This window comes from Allobosea eneae (genome assembly GCF_042657265.1).
Lineage (GTDB): Bacteria > Pseudomonadota > Alphaproteobacteria > Rhizobiales > Beijerinckiaceae > Allobosea > Allobosea eneae.
Window position 1 is genome coordinate 47,012 of sequence record NZ_JBHSLW010000022.1, and the last position, 21,876, is coordinate 68,887.

Here is a 21,876-nt window from a genome sequence, read left to right on the forward strand (position 1 = left end):
TCAGCTCCGCCCGACCGGCGGGGTCACGGGCGAAGCCAGCACCGGCACGCCGGGCCGGAGGTTCTGCAGACCCTGGATGACGATCTGCTCGTTGCCGGAAAGGCCCTGATCGATCGCGACATAAGCGCCGGCCTCGGCACCGACCTTGACGCGTTTGGCCACCGCCTTGCCGTCCTCGACGGCGAAGACATAGGAGCCCTGCTGGTCGGCGATCAGTGCCGATTGCGGCACCAGCACCTTCTCTTCGCTCTGAGGCGCCTGGACGCCGACACGCACCAGCGTGCCGTCGAGCAGCTGGCCGTTCGGATTGGGCAAGGTGGCGCGCACCAGCACGGTGTCGGTGCCGCGCTCGACCGAGACGTCGACGAAATCGACGCGGCCCTTCTGGTCATAGGTCGAGCCGTCGGAGAACGTCAGGCTGACGAGCGGCGCCTGGCCATCCGCCGGCAGACGGTTCGTCTTCAGGGCCAGGAACTCGCGCTGGCTGACCGGGAAGGTGACATACATCGGGTTGTCGCTGACGATCTGCGCCAAGACGCCGCTGTCGGGCCCGACGACATTGCCCTTTGTCACCTTGGTGCGGCCGATCCGGCCGGCGATCGGCGCCTTGATCTCGGTGTAGCCGAGATTGATTTGGGCTGTCTTCAGATTGGCCTCGGCGGTGGTCTGGTCGCCCTGGGCGCCCTTTTCCTCGGCGACGCGCTGGTCGCGGATGGCGACCGAGCCGGCATTGGTGCGCAGGAGATCCTCGGCGCGCTGGCGCTGCACAACGGCGTTCTGAAGGGTGCCCTGGGCCCGCTCCAGCGCACCCTGCGCCTGCTCGACCGCCGCTTGAAACGGCGCGCGCTCGATGCGGAAGAGGGGCGCGCCCTCGGCCACGGCCGAGCCGTCCTTGAACAGCACGTCCTCGAGAAAGCCGGTGACGCGGGCGCGGATGTCGACGCGATTGACCGCCTCGATGCGCCCGACGAAGTCGGCAGTCGGCGTGATCGCGCGCTTCTCGGCCATCACGGTGCCGACCGGGACAGCGGCGGGCGCGGGCTGCTGGGCGAGGGCGCCGGTTCCCGATCCGAAGGCCAGGGCGGCGGCAAGCACCACGGCGGAGAGAGACAAGGTCGAAGCCATCCGCTTCGCGCGTGCCATCCGTGAACGCTCGGACATCGCATCTTCCTTCGCCGTTCGCTCCGCTCTATCGACAGGCACGGAGCGCGTATCCTATCCCGCGTCGATACTGAGCATTTTCTCTCGAGAAGGCTACGGTCTTGTTACGCGCCTGCGATACGCGTCAGTGTTTGTCCTCGTCGCTGCATGAATGCGCTCACGAGGATCTGTCGAAGCTGTCTGTGCGGGCGAGCTCCCAGTTGCGGCGATAGAAGGCGTGCTCGCAGAGCCCGGTCAGCAATTCGCCGGGCTGCAGAAAGACGTGCAGGTCGGAGAACAGGCGGATCTCGGTGGCGCTGACCCGGCGCACGAGATGGTGGGGGCCGAGCTGCTCGGGATGGGTCAGGCCGGCCGCCGCCAGCATGTCGGCCAGCGCGTGCAGCGTGTTGGCGTGGAAGCGCTGGACGCGCTGCGCCTTGTCCGGCACCACGAGCGCCCGCTGGCGCACGCCGTCCTGGGTGGCGACGCCGGTCGGGCAGCGATTGGTGTTGCAGGACAAAGACTGGACGCAGCCGAGCGCGAACATGAAGCCGCGAGCCGCATTGGCCCAGTCGGCGCCGATGGCGAGGACGCTGGCGATGTCGAAGGCGCTGACGATGCGCCCGGCGGCGCCGATCTTGACCTTGTCGCGCAGGCCGGCGCCGACCAGCACATTGTGGACGAAGAGCAGGCCCTCGCGCATCGGCAGGCCGATATGGTCGCTGAACTCCACGGGAGCGGCGCCGGTGCCGCCCTCGGCACCGTCTACGACGATGAAGTCGGGCACGACGCCGCTCTCCAGCATCGCCTTGACCATGCCCATGAACTCCCAGGGATGGCCGAGGCAGAGCTTGAAGCCGACGGGCTTGCCGCCCGAGAGCTCGCGGAGTTGCGCGATGAAGGCCATCATTTCCAGCGGCGTCGAGAAGGCGCTGTGGCTCGGCGGCGAGATGCAGTCTTGCCCGATCGGCACGCCGCGGGTCGCGGCGATCTCGGGCGTGACCTTCGGCGCCGGCAGGATGCCGCCATGGCCGGGCTTCGCGCCCTGGCTCAGCTTGATCTCGATCATCTTGACCTGGGGCGCGACCGCTTGCTCGGCGAAGCGCTCGGGATCGAAGCGGCCCTTGTCGTCGCGGCAGCCGAAATAGCCGCTGCCGAGTTCCCAGACGATGTCGCCGCCGCCCTCGCGGTGATAGGGGCTGATGCTGCCTTCGCCGGTGTCATGGCTGAAGCGGCCGAGGCGGGCTCCGATGTTGAGCGCCCGGATCGCATTGGCCGAGAGCGAGCCGAAGCTCATCGCCGAGATGTTGAAGACCGAAGCCGAATAGGGCTGCCGGCACTGGCCGTTGCCGATGGTGATGCGGAAGCTCTCGGGATCGGAGACCGGCGCCGGCCGGGTCGAATGGCCGATGAACTCGTAGCCGTCGCGATAGACGTCGAGCAGCGTGCCGAAGGGATGGTCGCCGGCGAGGTTCTTGGCGCGGCGATAGACCAAAGAGCGCTGCGAGCGCGAGAACGGCGCCGCTTCCTCGTCCGCCTCGAACAGGTATTGGCGCAGCTCGGGACGGACCAGCTCGGCGAACCAGCGGATATGGCCGATCACAGGGTAGTTGCGCCGGATCGCGTGCTCGGTCTGGGCGAGATCCCAGAGACCGAGCAGCGCGAGCGCCAAGGCAAGCAGGCCGGGCAGCCAGAGCCAGTGATAGTGGAAGGCCAGCGGGATCGCGACGAGAGCGATCAGAATACAGAGGGTGAGGGTGCTGAAACGGCTCAATCGCAACGTCATCGTCAAGGCCCATCCGAACGAGGGCGCTATCTCCCCGTAGTTTCGAGCCGGTGTAAAGGCATCGTGGCCCGGCACCTCGAGGTGATCCGGGCTCCGCCCTGTCGTCAGCCATGGCCGTAGGCGTCGGCGCCGTCTTCGCTTGCCGGCTCCTGCTTGTCGAAGGCTTCGAGCCAGCGCGACAGGCCCGGCAGCTTCGGGCCGGCCCGCAACTGCCGTAAGCTGACGCGCAAGGTGTGGCGGGCGAATTTGTTTGCTGGTTCGCGGAAGTTCGCGGGGGTGGAGCCGGAGCTGATCGCCGTCAGAACCTGCTGCTTCAGCGCCGTCAGCTCCGGGTCGCCGGTGGCGGCGAGGAGCGCCTGGAAACGCTCATGTGCCGCGTCGTCCCAGGGCCGTGGCCGGCCCATCGCATCCTTCAGCGGATGGGCCGGGACGAGATGGGCAAAGGGGACCCACCCCTCCGGCACCCGCTCGGTCGCCGCATGGGTGCGGCCGCTGCGCAGCAATTGCGGCAGGACATGGGTGTGCGGCCCTTCCGGGCTTTTGCCGTCGGCCGGCGGGATCGGCTGGTAAACCTCGCAGCGGCCGGGGCGCGCCATGAAGACGCGATGCGGCCCCTCCGCCACGATCGCGCCCATCGCCGGATTGCCGGCCTCGAACAGGCTCCTGCCGGCGGCGGAGCGCAAGGTCGCGATCAGCGCGGGATCGCCGGTGCGGATGCAGATGTCGACCTGCAGCGTGCCGAGGCCCATGTCGAACAGGATGTCGCTGCGATCTTGTGGCCGCAGCGCCGCTTCGTCGGGTCCAAGCTCCGTCAGGACGCTGCGCCGGTTCATCGCGCAGGCGGCCTCCGGCAGGCAGAGCGCGACGCGATGGCTCCAGCCCTGGCCGACGGCGGTCTCCGAGGCGAAGAGCCTGACCTCAGAGAGATCGTCGAAGCCGATGCCGCCGCGCGCGGTGACGACGAAGAGCCGGCCCGGCCCGTCGCCGAGTTCGACCGGCTCACCGGGATCGCGCAGGAATTCGGCAATGGCGCCGAAGGTGCCGAGAGACCACTGCGTCGTCGCCGTCGCGAGTTCCTGGCGGATCAGGCTGGTTACATCCTCTGCCGTCATCGGCCGGGTTCTCCGTGGTTGAGAGCCTGCCAGGGCAGGACGAAATCTTCGCCGTCACGCTCGCCGCGCGCGACAGCAATACCGAAGGCGCGGGCAAGGTTGCCGTCGTCGAGCACCGTGGCGGGGGGCCCGTCGGCGAGGATGCGGCCGCTTTCGAGCAGGACGAGCCGGTCGCAGAAGCGCCCGGCGAGCGAGAGATCGTGCAGCACCACGACGACGCCGGTGCCGGCGGCGGCGATGCGCCTGAACAGCGCCATCGCCTCGAGCTGATGGCGCGGGTCGAGCCCGACCAGCGGTTCGTCGGCGAGCAGCATCTCCGCCTCGACCGCCAGTGCCCGCGCCAGCAGCACGCGCATGCGCTCACCGCCGGAGAGGCTATCCAGGCTGCGTTCGCGGAAGGCGCTCGCATCCGTCGCGGCGAAAGCCTTGGTGATCGCGGTGCGATCGGCCTCGGCCAGGTCGGCGAAGGGGCGACGATGCGGCAGGCGGCCGAGCGCGACGACGGCCTCGGCCCGCATCTGCCATTGCACGTTGCCGCCCTGAGCGAGGAAGGCGAGCCGCTGTGCAAGAGCGCGGCGTCGCAGCGTCCTGGCGGCCTTGCCGTCATAGAGCACTTTTCCCGCCAACGGCGGCAGCAGGTCGGCTAGGATGCGCAGCAAGGTGGTCTTGCCGGCGCCATTGGCGCCGATCAGCCCGACAAGCTCGCCCGGCCGTAGCGCAAGATCGATCCCGGTGAGGATCGGCTTGCCGTCGAAGGCGATCGCGATGCCGTTCGCTTCGATACGCATCACGCCTCCCGCCGCAGGCGCTGGATCAGGCTGAACAGGAAGGGCGCGCCGATCAGCGCGGTGACGACGCCGAGCTTGAGTTCGGGCCGGATCGGCATGAGCCGCAGCGCCGTGTCCGCGGCGAGCAGCAGGATCGCGCCGCCGAAACCGCTGACCAGCAGGAGCCGGCCGGGCTTGTGGCCGACCAGCGGGCGTAAGAGGTGCGGCACGACGAGCCCGACGAAGCCGATCGCGCCGGTGACGGCGACGGCGCTGCCGACGGCGAGGGCCGCGCCGCCGATCAATCGCACCCGCAGCCAGGTCAGGTCGAAGCCGAGGCTGCGCGCCGTGTCCTCGCCGAGGGTGAGGCCGTCGAGCGCCGGCGCGCTGGAGAGCAGCAGGGTCCAGCCGACCAGCATCAGCGGCAGCACCAGCCAGACATGGATCAGGCTGCGGTCGGCGAGCGAGCCCATCAGCCAGAACACGATCTCCAGCGCGGCGTAGGGGTTGGGCGCGAGGTTGAGGGCGAGCGAGGTCATCGCCCCGGCGAAGCTGTTGATGGCGACGCCGGCGAGGATCAGCGTCATCGTGCCGGCGCCGCGGCCATTGAGGGCGAAGAGCAGCAGCACGGCCAGCAGCGCCCCGGCGATGCCGCCGAGCGGCAAAGCGAGCGCGAACGCGCCGGCGAACCCCGAATAGAACACGATGACCGCGCCGAAGGCGGCGGCACTGGAGATGCCGACGATGCCGGGCTCGGCCAACGGATTGCGCAAAAGACCCTGCATCGCCGCGCCGGCGAGGCCGAGGCTGAAGCCGACCAGCGCGCCGAGGATGGCGCGCGGCAGGCGGAGTTCGACCAGCACGAGCGCGGGCAGGCTCTGGCGGCCGGCGAGCCAGTCGCCGAATGCGGCGAACAGGTCGAGCCGGGCATAGCCGACCGCGAGCGACAGCGCCGCCATGGCGAGTGTCGCGGCAACCAAGAGAGCGACGAGCCGCCAATAGGAGGCCCGGTCGGATGCGGAGGAGGGCATGGCCGCGCTGCTCATGGGCGTTTTCCGGCCGGCGTCGGCGCGGTCGCATCGAGCAGCAGTTCGATCGCGTCGATCACGGCCGGACCTGCGCAGGTCCAGAGCTTCGAGGGCAAGGCGACGAGCTTCAGCCGGTCGCCGAGCCGGGCGAGGACCGGGTGATGCAGGATCTCGTGCGCCAGCGAGGGCGGGCCGTCCGGCGTGGTGTTGAGGATCAGGATGTCGGCCTGGCCCAGCGCGACGGTCTCGAGCGCGATCTGGCCGTAGTTGTCGATGCCGAGCTCGGCGGCGAGGTTGGTCAGCCCCGCCGCCGTCAGGATCTCGTCGACCAGCGAGCCGCGCCCGGTGGTGAAGCCGTTCGGGCGCAGCACGATCGCACGCGGATGCGCCGGGCGAGGGCGATCCGCCAGCGCGGCCAGACGCGCGTCGATCTCCGCGATCAGCGCTTCGCCGTTCTGCAGCTCGCCGAGCAGCTTGGCCATGTCGCGGATTTGCGCGCGCATCTCGGCAAGGTTCCCCGGCACGCCGAACTCCCGGACCGCCGTGCCGACGCGCTTCAGCAGCGCGACGGTCGAGCGTGTCGTATAGGCGCCGGCGACGACGAGGTCTGGCTTGTGGGCCAGCACCTCCTCGACCAGCCCGTGATTGGCCGGGATCGTCAGGGCGCGCGCAGCCATGTTGGCGTTGCGCGGATCCTGCGACAGCCAGGTCACCGAGGCGACGTGCTCCGGCCTGGCGAGCCGCAGCACCAGCTCGTCGGTGCACATGTTGAGCGAGACGATGCGCTGGGGCCTCGCCGGGGCGTCGTCCGCATGGGCGAGGCCGCCGAACGCAGCCAGACAGAGGCCGAGCGCAAGCGCGAAGCCTACCCTTCTCGTCATGGGCGGGCCTGTCCCGAACATCCACGTCTTGCTTGACCAAATGCCGTTTTCACGACTTGGGTGCTCGCCACAAGGACGAGCATGACGGTGGCGGTTCGCAGCCCTCTCACAGGCTCACCCTGATCCCGCCGAAGGCGCTGAGGCCCGGCACCAGGAAGCCGACCGGATTCTCGTAGCGCTTGTCGAACAGGTTATCGACGCGGCCGAACACGGTGAGCTTCTCGTCGACCTTGTAGTCGGCGGCGAGGTTGACGATGGCGGCGCCGGGCGCGCGCATGCGCGAGATCGAGAAGTCGCGATTCCCGTCGACGCGCTCGCCAAGATAGATCAGCGTCGCCGACAGTGTCAGCTTCTCGATCGGCATCCAGCTCGCGGTGACGCTGGCCTTGTGGCGCGGGCGGCGCAGCAGCTCCCAGCGCGCGATCTCGTCCTTGGCGAGGGTGAAGGTGTAATCGGCGCGAACCTTGAACTGAGGCGTCAGCTCCAGCGCCGCGAAGGCCTCGACGCCCTTGGTCGTGGCCCGCCCGACGTTCTCATAGGAGGTGAAGCTGCGATTGGTCACGATCAGGTTGTCGATGTCGTTGTGGAAATAGGTCGCGCCGACATTGACCTGCCCGTTCAGCAAAGGCTGCTCGAAGCCGACATCCCAGCCGCGGCTCTCCTCCGGCTTCAGGTCGGGATTGCCGTAGAAGTTGAAGGCAGGGCGTGAATCGCTGAAGCGCTCGCTCAGCGTCGGCGCCTTGAAGCCGGTGCCGTAGCTCGCCTTCAGCTTGGTGTCGGTGCCTGGCACGATGAAGACCGGTGCGATGCGATAGGTGGTGTGGCCGCCGAACTTGTCGTCGTCATCGTAGCGGATATTGGCGGTGGTGAAGAAGCGGTCGGTCCAGTTCGACTGCAATTCGACGAATGCGCCCCGGTTGCCGTTCGAGACCGTCCGGTTAGAGGTGTCGAAGCGCTCGGTCTCGTATTGCAGGCCCATCACCAGGGTTTGGCTCTGGGTGAGCTTCAGGTCGCCACGCCAGTCGTATTTGATGCGCTCGCCGAGGTTCTCGGTCGGCACGTCGAGGACGCCGAAGGCGTTAGGCCGGCGATTGGAGCGATCCTGGTTGCTGTAGGAGACGCCGAAGCGGTTGACGAACTGCCCGCCCAGCGGGTCCCAGACGACCTCGCCGCGGGTGAAGGCCTGGCGATAGTTCTGGCTGGAGCGGAAGCTGCTCGGGCGGCTCGGGAAGCCGGTATCGCCTGTGAACAGCAATTGCCCGTCGATATAGCGGCCGACCCAGTTGACGCTCAGCGTGTCGGTCAGGCGTGCGCCGAGGCGGGCGGAATAGCTCCAGTTGTCATAGGAGTTGGGATTGCGCCGCCGGCCGGCCGGAACCAGCTCCGGCGGTGTCACCGGTGTCGAATCCGCCCGGAAATGGCTGACGCCGAAGGCATAGTCGAAGCGGTCGTCGCCGCCGCTGACCCCGAGGCTCTGGTTGAAGGTGCCATAGGAGCCGGCTTCGACCGACGCCGTTACCTTCGGCGGCCCCTCGCCGCGCTTGCTGGTGATCGAGATGACGCCGCCGAGCGCATTGGCGCCATAGAGACCGCTCTGCGGGCCGCGCAGCACCTCGATTCGCTCGATGTCGCGGGTCAGCATCTGGCCGAAATCGAAGGAGCGGTTCGGCGTCGAGGGATCGTTCACCTCGATGCCGTCGATCAGCACCTTGACGTGGTTGGAGTTGGTGCCGCGCATGAAGACCGAGGTGAGCCCGCCCGGCCCGCCGGTCTGGACGATGTTGAGCCCGGGGACGGCGGCGAGCGCCTGCGGCAAGGTGCGGCGCTGCTGGCGTTCGATCTCCTTGGCGGTGATGACGGTGACGGAGCTGCCGATCTCCCTGGCCGGGGTCGGAACGCCGGTCGGGCTGATCACGATCTCGTCGAGCGCGATCGGCTTCTCGCCCGACTGCGCCAGCGCAGCGGGCGATATCAGCAGGGTCGAAGCGGCGAGCAGGGGGAAGGCAACTGAGAAACGCCCGCTCCTGGCGGGCTTTGGCAAACGGAACACGGGAAACCTCGGCGGTAACGTCAGTGGCACGTCACCGCGAACGAGATGTCCCCACCCGCGCCCGAAACCGGGCGCGCGCAGTTCTACCACCCATCAGCGCACCCCGGCCGATGTGTTCGCGTGTGACCACGGCTGACGGCAGGTCTCCTGGCTCGCGGGTCGCTGCCCTTCGCCGCCTTCCCAGGGCCGAGGTCCCAGTGGCGTATGGCGAAAGGCTCGCCGCTTACAGTTGCGGGGGCAGCCGCAGCATGAGGTGGACGGACCACCCGCACTGCGTTCCCTTTTGATCCCGTGAGGGAACCGTCGCGTTCACGAGTAGGGCGGACGAGCCGCAACGTCAATTCGCTTGCCGCCTTCGCGACGAGGTCGGTTATTCAGCCGCCTTGAGCGGGCGCTTCCGCGCAGCCTTCGCAGTCGGCGGCGGCGCTTCCGCATAGGGTGCCAGGATCGCCATGATGTCCCGGCCGCGTGGCTTGGCCTCCGCGACCAGTGCCCGTTCCGCCACCGAATCGAGATGGTGGTGCATCAGGCTCATGACCTTGTCGGCATCGCCGCTTTCGAGCGCCTCGATCAGCAGGCGATGCTCGTTGACGCCGCATTCGGAGGAATGCGGCCGGCTGTACAGCGACAGGATCAGGCAGCAGCGATAGGACAGCTCGCTGACATAGCGGATGAGGATCGGGCTCTCCGTCATCTGCGCGAGCAGGATGTGAAATTCGGTCGCGAGCCGGATCGAGATCGCATCGGGGCCGCCGCGGGCCGCATCCTCGGCATCGACATGGGCACGCAGGGTCGCAAGCTGCGCCTTGCTCAGCCGGCCGGCGAGCTGGCGAACCACGAGGCGCTCGAGCTCGATTCGGATGTCGAAGGTGTCGCGCGCCTCCTGCCAGCTCGGCGTCGCCACAACGGCGGAGCGATTGCGGCGCAGTTCGACCAGCCCTTCGGCCGCGAGCTGGGCGAGCGCATGGCGCGCCAGCGTACGGCTGACGCCGAAGCGTTCGCCGAGCGCATCCTCGGGCAAGGCCGCGCCGGGCTCGAGCGCGCGCTCGATGATCGCGCGGCGCAGCGCCCGGCTGATCGTCCCGGCCTTGTCCGATGCGCCGTTCCCGGCCTCTTCGCGCGTCATCGCCGACACCATTGGTTGAAGATCGTCTCGTCTTAACGCCTGCGGCTTGCAGTGCGCAATGCGGCGCGGGCCCAGGCGGAACCGGGTGGTCCGTCCCACGTTCTCAAGACCAGCCATAGCAGGCCGGGGGCTTCGATCATGACGACGGCACCGCCGGACCGACAAAAGATGATTCCGCGAGAGACGGGCGGCATCGACGCGGGCGATCCAGGCGGCAGCGACATCGTCACCGTGGCGGCGACGCTCGTCTCAGCCGCAGTGATCATCGCGGCGCTTTACTATGGTCAGGATATCCTGATCCCGCTCGCCTTCGCCTTCCTGATCGGCTTTGCGCTCAACCCGCCGGTGATGTGGCTGCGCCGGCGCGGCCTTCCCAAAGTCATCGCCATCGCGGTGGTGATGACCGTCGTTCTGGTCCTGCTCGCCGGCCTTTTTCTCGTGCTGGGCACGCAGCTGCGCTCGCTCGGCGAGCAACTGCCGACCTATCAGTCGACCATCAACGGCAAGTTCAACGACCTCAAGGCCCAGTTCAGAGCGCCCGGCCTCTTCGACGGCGCGCTGAATGCGATCGCCTCGCTCCAGAAGGAGGTGGAGGCGGCCCAGGGTGCGGCGGCGCAGCGCGTCGAGATCGTGCCGGCGCCCGGCACCCAGCTGCAGGCCGCGCTGGGCTGGCTGGGGGCTGCGCTGGAGCCGCTGGCGACGGCCGGCATCGTCCTCGTGTTCGTTGTTCTGGCCCTGCTCGATCGCGCCGATCTGCGCGACCGACTACTGCGCATCCTCGGCGGCAATCTGCACCGCTCGACCGATGCGATCGAGGATGCCGGCCGGCGGATCAGTCGATACCTCTTGATGCAGCTCGTGGTGAACGTCTCCTTTGCCATACCGCTGACGCTGGGACTCTGGCTGATCGGCGTGCCCGGCGCACCGCTCTGGGGCGTCGTCGCGGCAGTGCTGCGCTTCGTGCCGTATGTCGGTGCTCTCATCTCCGCCATCTTCCCCCTGGTGCTCGCCTTCGCGGTCGATCCAGGTTGGGACATGCTGCTGTGGACGCTCGCTCTGATCGCCGGGCTCGAAATCGTCAGCAACAACATCGTCGAGCCGATGCTCTACGGCACCAGCACGGGCCTTTCGGCGATCTCGCTGATCGCCGCCGCGACGTTCTGGACCGCGCTTTGGGGCCCTGTCGGCCTCATCCTGTCGACGCCGCTGACGGTCTGCCTGCTCGTTCTCGGCAAGACCCTGCCGCAACTGCAGTTCCTCGACACCTTGCTCGGCTCGGTGCCGGTGCTCAGTTCGGCGGAGCGCATCTATCAGCGTCTCCTCGCCGGAGACGTCGACGAGGCGACTGAGATCGCCGAAGGCGAGATTGAGGCGCTTGGTGTGGTACCCTTCTACGACTCGGTTGGGATCGCGGTGCTGCGCCTCGCCCGTGACGATTACGGGCGCCAGGCGACTGCGGCCCATCGCCTGCGCATCGCGGAGGGAATGGAGGCATTGCTGGAGGAGCTACGCGAGGAGCACGCTCCTGAGGCGGCGGCTTCCGCTCCGACAGTGGTCTGCATCGGCGGCAAATGGGAGATCGATGCGATCGCAGCCGCAATGCTCGCCCATGCCTTCGGCCTGGAAGGCATTCCGACACAGGCGCGCAGAGTCGCCCATGTCACGAAGAGCGCGGTCGCCAGGCTCGATCTTGATGGCGTGCCGGTCGTCTGCATCAATTATTTCAGCGGCGAGCCGGACGGCGCCGTCCGGCAGTTCTGCCGGCGCTTGCGGCAGCGCTGGCCGGAGCTGAAGATCGTCGTCGTCCTCTGGACGGTTTCACCCGAGAGGCTCGCGAGCGAGGCGGGCAAGGACATTGGCGCCGACGAGATCGCGACCTCGATCCAGGAGACGATCGGCCGGGTCCAGCGCCTGTTGCCAGAGATAGCGAGCGAACCGGCTGTGGCAGCGATGCCGGCCGACGATGCCGAACGCGTGGCGGCGCTCCATGGCACGGCGTTCCTCGACGAGGCGCTGCGCGACGATCTCGACGCGATCGCCAAGCGTGCGGCCGATGCCTTCGACGTCGACGTGGCGATGATCTCGGCGATCGATGCCGAGCAGGAGATCGTGATCGGCGGCAGCAAGGACCTGTCGGGCTTCGGCCGGGACGAGGCCGGACGGCCGATCCTGCCACGCCGGGCGGCGATCTGCGACCATGTCGTGGCCAGCGGCGAGACGCTGGTCGTCACCGATACCGAGCGCGATGCCCGCTTCACCGACAATCCCGTGGCCAAGACGTGGGGCTTGCGCTTCTATGCCGGCGCGCCGCTGCGTTCGTCCGACGGCCATGTGCTGGGAGCGCTCTGCATCCTCGATGCGAAAGCCCGCAAGCTCGACCAGCGCGAACGCGAGCTGCTGGAAAAACTCGCGGCGGATGTCGTCGTGACGCTCGGCCGGGCCTGCGCCGACAGCGCGCGACAGCAGCCCGGTGAACCGGAAACCGAGGCAAGCGCGACCGTCGGGCAGCAGGTCCCGGAGTGATCGCTGCCGCGTGCCTCAGAAGCTGTAGGCCGCCTTCACCTTCAGCACGTGCTGGCTGAAATTGCTGACGTCGAGATCGCCGGCCACGCCCTTGGCCTTGCCGGCGACCTGGATGTTGTAGGCCGCCGAGATCGCGAACTGCTTGGTGGCCTGCCAGAAGATGCCCGGTCCGGCGAAGGTGGCGTAGCCCGCTTCCTTGCCGAAGCCGAGCTCGTTGTGGCGGCGCTGATGGCGCACTTCGCCGCTGAGATAGAGCCCGTCGAGCACCTGCCAGGCGAGCGAGCCGCCGACCGTGAAGGTCGAGGAGCGCAGATAGGGGTTCGGCCCCGTCCAGGTCAGGTCGTGCGAGAGGTTAAGCGCGGCGTAGAGCTTGCCGGGGACCAGCGTCCTGTCGGCGAAGATGCGCAGGCCGGTGTTGTAGGTGGTGAAGTTGCCGGCGCCTGTCGGATCGGTGCGGTTGAAGCTGGGATCGACGATGATGGTCAGGCCGATGCCGTGCAGGTCGCGGCCGAGCAGGCGGTACTTCATCTCGACGCCGGCGCCGGCGCTGCGGTTGTCGGCCTTGGCGCCGGCGATGGTGGCGTCGGTGTAGCCGCCGAGCAGATAGGGGCCGATCTCGAAGCAGGAGAACAGCCCGTAGGAGCCCTGGAGCTGCAGGCCGTGCGCCGCCTGGCGGCCGTCGCGAGCGCCGAAGCCGCCATTATAAGTCAGGCTCGCGCCGAAGGAGCCGACATCGGCGACGTCCGAGCCTGTGGTGAAGCCGAAGGCGTCGGTCGGGATGCCCTCGCTCTCGCTGCAGGCGGAGAGCACTGGCGGCGCGGCCGGGGCGCCCTTGCGCGAGGGGAGGTCGGCCGCGAAGGCGGGCGAGAGCAGCCCCGAGACGGCGAGGGCGACGGCGGTGGGCTTGCGCATGGCTGGTGATCCTGTTGGCGAATCCAGCCTAAGCAAATGCGAATGAGTTGCAATATGGACTCTTCGGCAAATGCGTTATACCCGGGTATTGTTGCGGCGCGGCAACAGCCCCTGCCATCGGCTCAACTGGCCGGCTTCAGCGCACGCAGGCGCGCGAAGGCCAGCGGCGCGATCTCCGCTAGCGCTGCGATCGGCTTCCAGGCCGCGGCATGGACCTCCTCCTCCTGGGCAGTCAGCGGCAAGGCCGGATCGGCGACGAACAGATATTGCAGGTCATGATGGGTGTGCGGCGGCTCGTTCCGGCGCGGGTTGCCCGGCACCTCATGGCTGTCGATGGCAAAGGGCAGGTCGCCGCCGCGATGCCAGGCGTGTAGCACCGCGGCGGCGACGCCGGTCTCCTCCACCGCCTCGCGCAGCGCCGATTCATGGAAGCTCGCCGCCGGCTCGTAATGGCCGCCGGGCTGGAGCCAGCGGCCGATCACGACATGGTCGATCAGCAGGATCTGCGTATGGTCGGGCGAGAGCACGAAGGCGCTGGTGGTGACGTGGCCCGGCATCGTCTCGCGCCGGTCGAGGGCATGGCGCTCGCCGATTTGCCAGCGCAGCAGCGCCAGCCGCTCGTGCGGGCCGGCGACCTCGGCGAGATAGCGGGAGACGGTGGAATCGAGGCGGTCGAGGAAGCTCATGGCCGAGCACATGGCATGCCAGTCGATGGCTGGGAAGGCGAAGCGATCCGATCAACGCAGCTTCAGCCGGTATTCCTCGAAGCCGCCGTTCTTCACGCTGTCATAGCCGACGAGGACGCGCAGTTCGCCGCGGCCCTCGGCCAGCACGGTGAGCGCTTCCGCCTTGGCGTTCTTGCGCTCGCGCAGCTCGCCGAGCTGGCGCGCGGCGGCCGGATCGGCCGGATCGAGCAGCAGGATCGCATAGGGTACGTCCTGCTCCTGCGCCGGGCCGACGAGGATGAGCAGGCGCCCATCGGCGAGCGGGGCAAGATCGCGCACGCCGCGCTGAGCTCCGGCGGCAAAGGCGAGGAGCTGCGGCTTGCTCGTTGCCGGCTCGCTGCCCGGCTTGAACAGTTCGGCGGTGCTGCCGCCGACGAGGAAGGCACGGCCGTCGAGCGAGGGCGCGCGCAGGCCGAGCCAGAGCCGATCGCCGACGACCGCGAGCCCTTCGATGTTGAGCCCGTTGCTGCCCGCATCGAGCGGCTTGCCGAGATAGGGCGCGACCTCATCGGCGGCGGCGAGCAGATCGGCGACGCGCCAGCTCAATTCGGGGGGCTCCGGCCTCGCCGTTGCCCGGCGGGATGCGCGCCAGCAGGAAGGAGGAGGGGCGGTATTCACCGCCATGGCGCGAGCAGCCATGTGAGCCGGCGACGTAGAAGGTGCGGTCGGCATAGGCCACGCCAGGGGGGCCGTCAGAGATGACGGCCATCAAAATATGGCTCAGCGATCATCGCTGGCCGGAGCGTGTCTTTATTGGTATTGACTGAGAGCAGGCGGATACCGGCTTTCGCGCGGGTGCTGCCGGTGGGACGCTGAATACTCTGAGCGACGACAGCATGACTCAAACTGCCACTATCCAACCCGTGAACTCGATCGTTTTCGTCCATGGCGGTGGCGACTATGACATCCCGGTCGACAAGTTGGAGCGGAACGGCAGCCTGGTCGCCGCGAGCTCGAATTGCCTGATCGTCTGTGTGTATCCCGAGATCGACGGATCGACCCATATGACGCTGGGACGCTCCGCCGATGTCGATCCAGGTTCGGCCCCTTCCTTTGTCGGCGAACTGGAAACGCCGCAAAAGACGCTCTTCATTGATCAGGTTGATGAAGCGGTCGTGTTTACGCAAGCGGTGTCGTCGACGCTGACGACCATCCGCATCTGGTTCAGCCATCCGCGCTGGCCGGAGAAGGTCGTGATCGGGATCGATTAGAGCGTGTGGACGATTGATGCAGGAGGGCAGGAGCCACTTCGTCATTCCAGGGCAGGCCGCCGGCCTGAGCCTAGAAACCATGAACACGAGGATCGGTCTTAGAGCGCTCCGGCTGCCGCAGCGACCATCTGGCCCTACCGTGGTCATGGGTTCCGGGCTCTTCGCCGCACGAAGCCTCGGAATGACGGGGCTGCCACGAGACGTCGGCGCTGTCCGAAGACGAAACGCCGAGCGGACGCCAGCTTCCATGCCGGCGCCCGCTTCTATCGTTCAGCCCAGCTTCCCATACGCCGGCACCGTCAGAAATTCCTCGAACTCCGGCGCCAGCGAGAGCTTCGAGAACAGGTCGATCGCCTCGGGGAAGCGGCCCTTGTCATAGGCCTCGGCCCCGAGCTCGCTTTTCACCCGCGCCATCTCCTCGGGCAGGCAGCGCTTGAACAGCTCGGCATCGACCTTGGCGCCGCCTTCGAGTGCGACGCCATACTGGACGAACTGCCAGATCTGGGCGCGGCTGATCTCGGCGGTCGCGGCGTCCTCCATCATGTTGTAGATTGGCACCGCGCCGCGGCCGCGCAGCCAGGCTTCGAGATACTGCACGCCGACGCGGATGTTCTCGCGGAAGCCCTCCTCGGTGCGGGTGCCCTGATGCACCTCCAGCAGATCCTCGCGGCCGACCGAGACGTCCTCGCGTAGCTTGTCGAGCTGGTTCGCCTGCGGCATCAGCCGGTCGAACACCTCCATTGCGACGGGAACGAGGTCGGGATGGGCGACCCAGGTGCCGTCATGGCCGTCGCCGGCCTCGCGTTCCTTGTCGGCCTTGACCTTGGCGAAGGCGGCGGCGTTGGCATCGGGGTTGTTCTTGACCGGGATCTGGGCGGCCATGCCGCCCATCGCGAAGGCGCCGCGGCGATGGCAGGTCTTGATCAGCAGCAGCGAATAGGCGCGCAGGAAGGCCTTGGTCATCACCACCTGCGAGCGGTCGGGCAGGACGAAGGCCTTGTTGCGGGCGAGCTTCTTGATGAACGAGAAGATGTAGTCCCAGCGGCCGCAGTTGAGGCCGGCCATGTGGTTGCGCAATTCGTAGAGGATTTCGTCCATCTCGAAGGCGGCCGGCAGGGTCTCGATCAGCACGGTCGCCTTGATCGTGCCGGTCTTGAGGCCGAGCGCGCTCTGGGCGGCGACGAAGACGTCGTTCCAGAGGCGCGCTTCCAGGTGGCTCTCGAGCTTGGGCAAATAGAAATACGGGCCCGAACCCTGCGCCAGCGCCGCCTTGGCGTTGTGGAAGAGATAGAGGCCGAAATCGACCAGCGAGCCCGAGGCGACCTCGCCGTCGATCTCGATGTGCCGTTCCGGCAGGTGCCAGCCGCGCGGGCGTATGATCAGGACGGCGGGCTTGTCCTTGAGCTTGTAGGCCTTGCCCGAGGTCGCGTCGGTGAAGTCGATCCTGCCGGCCCAGCGGTCTTTCAGGTTGATCTGGCCTTCCACCATATTGGCCCAGACCGGCGAGGAGGCGTCCTCGAAATCGGCCATGAAGACCTTGGCGCCGGAGTTCAGCGCGTTGACGATCATCTTGCGGTCGACCGGGCCGGTGATCTCGACACGGCGGTCGAGCAGATCGGCCGGGATGGCTGCGACCTTCCAGTCGCCCTCGCGGATGTGCTTGGTCTCGGGCAGGAAGTCCGGGGTTTCGCCGGCGTCAAAGCGCTTCTGGCGCTCCTTGCGCAGGACGAGCAGACGCTTGCGGGTCTCGTTGAAGCGGCGCTGCAGGTCGGCGACGAAGGCGAGCGCGTCATGGCTCAGGACCTCGTCATAGCGCTCGGCGAGCGCGCCCTTGACGACGACGCCGGCGGGTAGGTTCAGGCTGGTCGGAGCGGTCATGGTTCTTATCTCTCACCTACATCAGGTGATCGCAGTATGGCCTCATACGATTTTGTCGTTAATGGCGAAGAATGTCAGATGATCTGATCAAAAACAGAAACAATCGATATTGACAGCGAAAGCGGTTCTGAGCGCGCCATTGCAAGCATGTGTCACGGCGCGGGGCGTGCCGGTTGACGATCAGGGGGAATTGTTCATGACCGCCACCCGCCTCGGCCTGCTCGCCGCCGCACTCGCCACTTGCCTCACGGCCGCGCCGGCCTTCGCCCAGAACCGCTGCGCCGTCACCGATCCGACGGGCACTCCGCTCAACATCCGCGAGACGCCCAATGGCGAGATCATCGGCCGCGTCAGCAACGGCGTCGGCATCAGGGTGATCAACACCTCGTCCGACGAGCGCGGCCGGGCCTGGGCCCTGATCAGCCCGCGTGGCCGCAACCATGTGGTGGGGTGGGTCTACCGGGAATTCGTGTCCTGTTATTGAGCAAGGGCGTCATGCTCGGGCTTGACCCGAGCATCTCGAAAACCAGTGCTTTCTCGTCCTGAGATTCTCGGCTCTTCGCTGCGCTCCGGCCGAGAATGACGTATGGCACTACCGCTCGGCCAGCTCCGCAAACCGCTTCAGAAACGCCCCCTGCGCCTGCTCCGTCGCCTGCGGCTCGATCAGCGCCAGCACCTCGCGCGGCAAAGCCTGAGGCCGCCCGAAGAAGCGCAGGGCTTCCTCGCGCTCGAAGCCGGCGAGCTCGGTTGCCTCGAGGAAGGCCGAGATCTTGTCGGCCTCCTTGGTCTTGCGCTTGACGATCGCCGGCGTCGCGGCCGGGAGCCCGAAGCGCAAATGGATCGCCGCCAGCAGGCGCAGCTCGACGCCCTTATAGGCATCGCCCATCACCGCCTTGAACGGCGAGATCATGTCGCCGATGACGTATTCCGGTGCATCGTGCAGGAGCGCCATCAGCCGCCAGTCGCGCGGCCACTCCGGGTTGAGATGCCCGGCGATCGCCTCGACCAGGAGGCTGTGCTGCGCGACCGAGAAGGAATGCGCGCCGCGGGTCTGGCCGTTCCAGCGGGCGACGCGGGCGAGGCCATGGGCGATGTCCTCGATCTCGACATCGAGCGGCGAGGGATCGAGCAGGTCGAGCCGCCGGCCCGACAGCATGCGCTGCCAGGCGCGCGGCGGGACAGGCGGCTTCACCATCAGGCGGCGGGGCGCGTGTCGCGGGCGAGCGCCGCGCATTCCTGCCAGCGGAAGCAGCCGGTGAGGTGGTCGTTGACCATGCCGCAAGCCTGCATCACCGCGTAGACGATGGTCGGGCCGCAGAAGGTGAAGCCGGCGGCCTTGAGTTCCTTGGAAATCGCCTTGGAGACGGCGGTCTCGGCCGGAACCTGCTCATGGGTGCGGAAGGCGTTCTGGATTACGCGTCCGTCGAGATGCTTCCAGAGGAAGTCGGCGAAGGGGCCCTTTTCGCTCAGCCTGAGATAGGCCTGCGCATTGCGGATTGTGCCCTCGATCTTGCCGCGGTGGCGCACGATGCCGGCATCGGCCAGCAGCCTTTGGACATCGGCCTCGCCGAAGCGGGCGACGGCCTCCGGCTCGAAGCCGGCAAAGCCGGCGCGGAAGGCGTCGCGCTTGCGCAGGATGGTGATCCAGGACAGGCCGGCCTGGAAGCCGTCGAGCATCAGCTTTTCCCAGAGCGCGCGGGAATCATATTCCGGCACGCCCCACTCGGTGTCGTGATAGGTCAGATAGAGCGGGTCGCTCCCCGGCCAGATGCAGCGATATCTGCCGTCGGGTCCCTCGACCGCCGCCCGTCCGCCGGTGACGCCGGTCATGCCGCAGCTCCGAATTCAGGCTCACCCGGATAAGGGAAGCGGATGAAGGATGGTTTTTGGCCAAGCGTGAAGGCAAGGCCGCCGGCATCGAGCGTGTGACCGGCGGCGAGCGCATCCGCCACCCGGTCGAGTCGGAGCAGCGCAAGGCCGCGGCCGTTGGCGCAGGAGCCGACACGGCCGAGCGTCTTGCCGCCGGCGCCGGCCTCGACGCCGTCCTCCGGAATGACCCCGTCGCGGAAGACGATCGGCACGATGCGCGAGCGCGCGGTGCCGCGATGCTGCATGCGCGAGACCACCTCCTGGCCGATATAGCAGCCCTTCCTGAAGGAGACGCCGCCGAGCTGGTCGAACAGCGCCTCGTGCGGGAAGGTGTCGCCATAGAGGAAATCGCGCCCGCCATCGGGAATGCCGAGGCCGATGCGGCGAGCGTGGTAGTCGTCCATCGACGCATCGACGAGCTCGTCGGCGCCCTCGCGGTCGACGATGGCGCGCTCGCCGAGCTCGGGGAGGCGCGGATCGGCATGGACCAGCCCGGCATCGGCCGGCAGCCTGCCGCCATCGGTCGCGGCGATTACCGTCGCTCGCTCGCTGAGATCGTCGAGCGTGACCTTGGCGCGCAGCTTGTAGAGCTTCAGCTTCTTCATCAGGTCGGGGATCTGGAGCAAGGGCGTGTCGAGCAGGAAGCCGCCGCCTTCCGCGTCCGGCACGGCGACGACCAGAAAATCGCCGATGATCTTGCCTTGCGGTGTCAGCAGCCCGCCATATCCGGCGCGTTCGGGCGTGACGGTCTCCATCGCGTTGGTAACGATGTTGTCGAGGAAGTCGCGGGCGTCGTCGCCGCTGACGCGGATGACGCCGCGGTCGACCAGTCTGGTTGCCGGCATGGCGGGGCTCTCTGAGCGATCGCTGCTTCGGCGCGGGCGCCGTTCGCCCCGATAGTTAGGGTGCTTCGGCCAAAGGCTCAACCGGTGCAGCCCGGGAGACAGGAAACGGGTGCCGTACGCCGCGCGGCCGTCCGCTGAAAATTTTTTCGAGGACCTGTCGATCCGGCGTTTCTCCGTTCGACGTGTCGGTAAGAAGCAGCGGACGGCCGTAGATCATTGCGGCGCCCGCCTGAGCTTCGAAAGACGCGATGCGGGACGATGCTCCCGCGAGGTCGGGAGAAGTCAGATGAGACAAGTCGTTGCTGCCACCTTCGTGTCGCTCGATGGCGTCATGCAGGCGCCGGGCGGCCCGCACGAGGACCCGCAGGGCGGCTTCAGCCATGGCGGCTGGACCTTCCACTACTGGGACGAGGCGATGGGCAAGGTGATGGACAAGGCCTTCACCGAGGAGTTCGACCTGCTGCTCGGCCGCCGGACCTACGACATCTTCGCGGCGCACTGGCCCTATGCCGGCGACGATCCGATCGCGGTCAAGTTCAACGCCATCACCAAATATGTCGCGACCTCGGAGCCGCAGACGCTGAGCTGGCAGAACAGCGTCGCGCTGCGCGGCGATCCTGCCGCGGAAGTCGCGGCGCTGAAGCGGCAGGATGGCCCCACGCTCCTGTTGCAGGGCTCGAGCGAACTGATCCAGGCGCTGCTGGCCAAGGACCTGATCGACGAGATCACGCTGCTGACCTTCCCGGTCGTGCTCGGCAAGGGCAAGCGCCTGTTCGGCCCTGGCGCAATGCCGGCGGCGTTCAAGCTCACCGAGAGCAGCGCCTCCAGCACCGGCGTGCTCATGGCGACCTATCGCCGCGAGGGCGAAGTCACCACCGGCTCCTTCGAGTTCGCCGAGCCTAGCGCCGCCGAAATCGCCCGCCGCGAAAAATATGCGGCCAGGGGCTGAAAAAATTTCGGACGCCTGTCGATCGGGGCCTGCCTCGTTCGACGTGAAGACAGAGGGCGGGAATTCTCCCGTCCATGCCGAAGCGAAATCAACCAAGACAGACAGGAGAAAACCGATGCGTGTGATGGTTCTGGTCAAGGCCGACAAGGACAGCGAAGCCGGCGTGATGCCGAGCGAGGACATCCTCACCAGGATGGGCGCTTATAACGAGGAACTGGTGAAGGCCGGCGTGATGCTGGCGGGCGAGGGACTGCATCCAAGCTCCAAGGGGCTGCGCATGCGCTTCTCGGGGTCGGGGCGGGCGATCACCGACGGACCTTTCGCCGAGACCAAGGAGCTGCTGGCCGGCTTCTGGATCTGGCAGGTCCGTTCCTTCGACGAAGCGGTCGAATGGCTGAAGCGCGCGCCCTTCGACGGCGGCACCGAGATCGAGCTGCGGCCGATCTTCGAGATGGAGGATTTCGGCGAGGCGATGACGCCGGAGCTGCGCGAGCAGGAAGAGCGCCTGCGCGCCGAGTCGGCCAAGCGCGCCGGCTGATCGAACAAAGCTTCAGATCCCATTCATCCCGGAGGGTGGCAGGCGAGGACCTGCACCGCTCCAGACAACGGAGAAGACCGATGCGTTTCATGGTGATGGTCAAGGCGACCAAGGACAGCGAAGCCGGCGCCCCGCCGACCAAGGAGCTGGTCGACGCGATGATGGCCTACAATGAAGAGCTGGTGAAAGCCGGCATCATGAAGGGCGGCGACGGCCTGCAGCCGAGCGCGAAGGGCGCGCGCGTGCAGTTCGACGGCGAGAAGCGCTCGGTCGTCGACGGGCCGTTCGCCGAGACCAAGGAACTGGTCGCCGGCTACTGGCTCTGGGAGTGCAAATCGCTCGACGAGGCGATCGCCTGGGTCAAGCGCTGCCCCAATCCGATGCCCGGCCCGTCCGAGATCGAGATTCGCCCGGTCGTCGACCTCGCCGATTTCGGCGATGCGGTCTCGCCCGAGGCCGATGCGGCCTGGAAGCGTCTGAAGAAGGAAGTCGGCGACAACGCCTGAGCCGCTTGCCAGCCGCCATGCTGATGGTGT

Annotated in this window: 21 protein-coding genes and 1 riboswitch; of the genes, 6 read left to right on the forward strand and 15 right to left on the reverse strand. The window is 67.5% G+C overall.

Annotated elements, in window-relative coordinates; genetic code table 11:
- From ACFPOB_RS14910 to ACFPOB_RS14945, 8 genes are all read right to left on the reverse strand, one after another.
- Entirely contained in the window at positions 1-1,161 is a 1,161-nt protein-coding gene (locus ACFPOB_RS14910; RefSeq protein ID WP_377799206.1) for an efflux RND transporter periplasmic adaptor subunit, read from the reverse strand.
- Between the two features lie 157 nt (positions 1,162-1,318).
- Positions 1,319-2,926 carry an FMN-binding glutamate synthase family protein gene (locus ACFPOB_RS14915; protein ID WP_377799207.1) on the reverse strand — a complete coding sequence of 536 codons (1,608 nt, stop codon included), beginning with the start codon at positions 2,924-2,926 and terminating at the stop codon, positions 1,319-1,321.
- Positions 2,927-3,030: 104 nt separating this feature from the next.
- Positions 3,031-4,038 carry a DUF6925 family protein gene (locus ACFPOB_RS14920; protein ID WP_377799208.1) on the reverse strand — a complete coding sequence of 336 codons (1,008 nt, stop codon included), beginning with the start codon at positions 4,036-4,038 and terminating at the stop codon, positions 3,031-3,033.
- Entirely contained in the window at positions 4,035-4,826 is a 792-nt protein-coding gene (locus ACFPOB_RS14925; protein WP_377799209.1) for an ABC transporter ATP-binding protein, read from the reverse strand. The genes ACFPOB_RS14920 and ACFPOB_RS14925 overlap by 4 nt, the downstream gene beginning before the upstream one ends.
- A complete protein-coding gene (locus ACFPOB_RS14930) occupies positions 4,826-5,764 on the reverse strand; it encodes a FecCD family ABC transporter permease (RefSeq protein ID WP_377799258.1) in 939 nt (312 codons plus the stop codon). Before ACFPOB_RS14930 ends, ACFPOB_RS14925 begins: the two co-directional genes overlap by 1 nt.
- An 83-nt stretch (positions 5,765-5,847) precedes the next feature.
- On the reverse strand, positions 5,848-6,714 hold the full coding sequence (locus tag ACFPOB_RS14935; protein WP_377799210.1) for an ABC transporter substrate-binding protein: 867 nt from the start codon (positions 6,712-6,714) through the stop codon (positions 5,848-5,850).
- 106 nt (positions 6,715-6,820) lie between these two features.
- A complete protein-coding gene (locus ACFPOB_RS14940; RefSeq protein ID WP_377799211.1) occupies positions 6,821-8,764 on the reverse strand; it encodes a TonB-dependent receptor plug domain-containing protein in 1,944 nt (647 codons plus the stop codon).
- A 120-nt stretch (positions 8,765-8,884) separates the two neighbouring features.
- Positions 8,885-9,082, reverse strand: a riboswitch (cobalamin riboswitch).
- Between the two features lie 52 nt (positions 9,083-9,134).
- Complete coding sequence (locus ACFPOB_RS14945; RefSeq protein WP_377799212.1) at positions 9,135-9,890, reverse strand: GntR family transcriptional regulator; 756 nt, start codon at positions 9,888-9,890, stop codon at positions 9,135-9,137.
- A gap of 168 nt (positions 9,891-10,058) precedes the next feature.
- On the opposite strand from ACFPOB_RS14945, the gene ACFPOB_RS14950 reads away from it, so the two are divergent.
- Positions 10,059-12,413 carry an AI-2E family transporter gene (locus ACFPOB_RS14950; RefSeq protein WP_377799213.1) on the forward strand — a complete coding sequence of 785 codons (2,355 nt, stop codon included), beginning with the start codon at positions 10,059-10,061 and terminating at the stop codon, positions 12,411-12,413.
- 15 nt (positions 12,414-12,428) lie between these two features.
- On the opposite strand, the gene ACFPOB_RS14955 is transcribed toward ACFPOB_RS14950, so the two are convergent.
- The 3 genes from ACFPOB_RS14955 to ACFPOB_RS14965 all read right to left on the reverse strand — a co-directional run bounded on the left by ACFPOB_RS14955 (position 12,429) and on the right by ACFPOB_RS14965 (position 14,596).
- Positions 12,429-13,325: a hypothetical protein gene (locus tag ACFPOB_RS14955; protein WP_377799214.1), complete on the reverse strand. Its 897-nt coding sequence runs from the start codon at positions 13,323-13,325 to the stop codon at positions 12,429-12,431.
- A 122-nt stretch (positions 13,326-13,447) separates the two neighbouring features.
- Positions 13,448-14,011, reverse strand: a complete 564-nt coding sequence (locus ACFPOB_RS14960) for an NUDIX hydrolase (RefSeq protein ID WP_377799215.1) — start codon at positions 14,009-14,011, stop codon at positions 13,448-13,450.
- A gap of 51 nt (positions 14,012-14,062) precedes the next feature.
- Positions 14,063-14,596 carry a DUF3616 domain-containing protein gene (locus ACFPOB_RS14965; RefSeq protein ID WP_377799216.1) on the reverse strand — a complete coding sequence of 178 codons (534 nt, stop codon included), beginning with the start codon at positions 14,594-14,596 and terminating at the stop codon, positions 14,063-14,065.
- Between the two features lie 290 nt (positions 14,597-14,886).
- On the opposite strand from ACFPOB_RS14965, the gene ACFPOB_RS14970 reads away from it, so the two are divergent.
- On the forward strand, positions 14,887-15,261 hold the full coding sequence (locus ACFPOB_RS14970; protein ID WP_377799217.1) for a hypothetical protein: 375 nt from the start codon (positions 14,887-14,889) through the stop codon (positions 15,259-15,261).
- Between the two features lie 270 nt (positions 15,262-15,531).
- Here ACFPOB_RS14970 and aceB read toward each other — a convergent pair whose 3' ends face one another.
- Entirely contained in the window at positions 15,532-17,139 is a 1,608-nt protein-coding gene (gene aceB / locus ACFPOB_RS14975; protein WP_377799218.1) for a malate synthase A, read from the reverse strand.
- 196 nt (positions 17,140-17,335) lie between these two features.
- Here aceB and ACFPOB_RS14980 point away from each other — a divergent pair, with 196 nt between their 5' ends.
- Positions 17,336-17,623 (forward strand): SH3 domain-containing protein, encoded by a 288-nt coding sequence (locus tag ACFPOB_RS14980; RefSeq protein ID WP_377799219.1) that lies wholly within the window; start codon positions 17,336-17,338, stop codon positions 17,621-17,623.
- Positions 17,624-17,731: 108 nt separating this feature from the next.
- Here the strand turns inward: ACFPOB_RS14980 and ACFPOB_RS14985 are convergent, their stop codons facing one another.
- Genes ACFPOB_RS14985 through ygfZ form a run of 3 tightly spaced genes read right to left on the reverse strand, consistent with a single transcriptional unit; the run spans position 17,732 to position 19,853 of the window.
- Entirely contained in the window at positions 17,732-18,334 is a 603-nt protein-coding gene (locus tag ACFPOB_RS14985; protein ID WP_377799220.1) for a YfbR-like 5'-deoxynucleotidase, read from the reverse strand.
- Positions 18,334-18,969, reverse strand: a complete 636-nt coding sequence (locus ACFPOB_RS14990) for a DNA-3-methyladenine glycosylase I (RefSeq protein ID WP_377799221.1) — start codon at positions 18,967-18,969, stop codon at positions 18,334-18,336. Before ACFPOB_RS14990 ends, ACFPOB_RS14985 begins: the two co-directional genes overlap by 1 nt.
- Positions 18,966-19,853, reverse strand: a complete 888-nt coding sequence (gene ygfZ, locus ACFPOB_RS14995) for a CAF17-like 4Fe-4S cluster assembly/insertion protein YgfZ (RefSeq protein WP_377799222.1) — start codon at positions 19,851-19,853, stop codon at positions 18,966-18,968. The genes ACFPOB_RS14990 and ygfZ overlap by 4 nt, the downstream gene beginning before the upstream one ends.
- Before the next feature lie 286 nt (positions 19,854-20,139).
- On the opposite strand from ygfZ, the gene ACFPOB_RS15000 reads away from it, so the two are divergent.
- The 3 genes from ACFPOB_RS15000 (at position 20,140) to ACFPOB_RS15010 (ending at position 21,846) form a co-directional block, all read left to right on the forward strand.
- Positions 20,140-20,802, forward strand: a complete 663-nt coding sequence (locus tag ACFPOB_RS15000) for a dihydrofolate reductase family protein (protein ID WP_377799223.1) — start codon at positions 20,140-20,142, stop codon at positions 20,800-20,802.
- Positions 20,803-20,917: 115 nt separating this feature from the next.
- On the forward strand, positions 20,918-21,340 hold the full coding sequence (locus ACFPOB_RS15005) for a YciI family protein (protein ID WP_377799224.1): 423 nt from the start codon (positions 20,918-20,920) through the stop codon (positions 21,338-21,340).
- Between the two features lie 80 nt (positions 21,341-21,420).
- The gene (locus tag ACFPOB_RS15010; RefSeq protein ID WP_377799225.1) at positions 21,421-21,846 is read left to right on the forward strand and encodes a YciI family protein; all 426 of its coding nucleotides are present in this window, start codon (positions 21,421-21,423) and stop codon (positions 21,844-21,846) included.
- Positions 21,847-21,876: the final 30 nt, after the last annotated feature.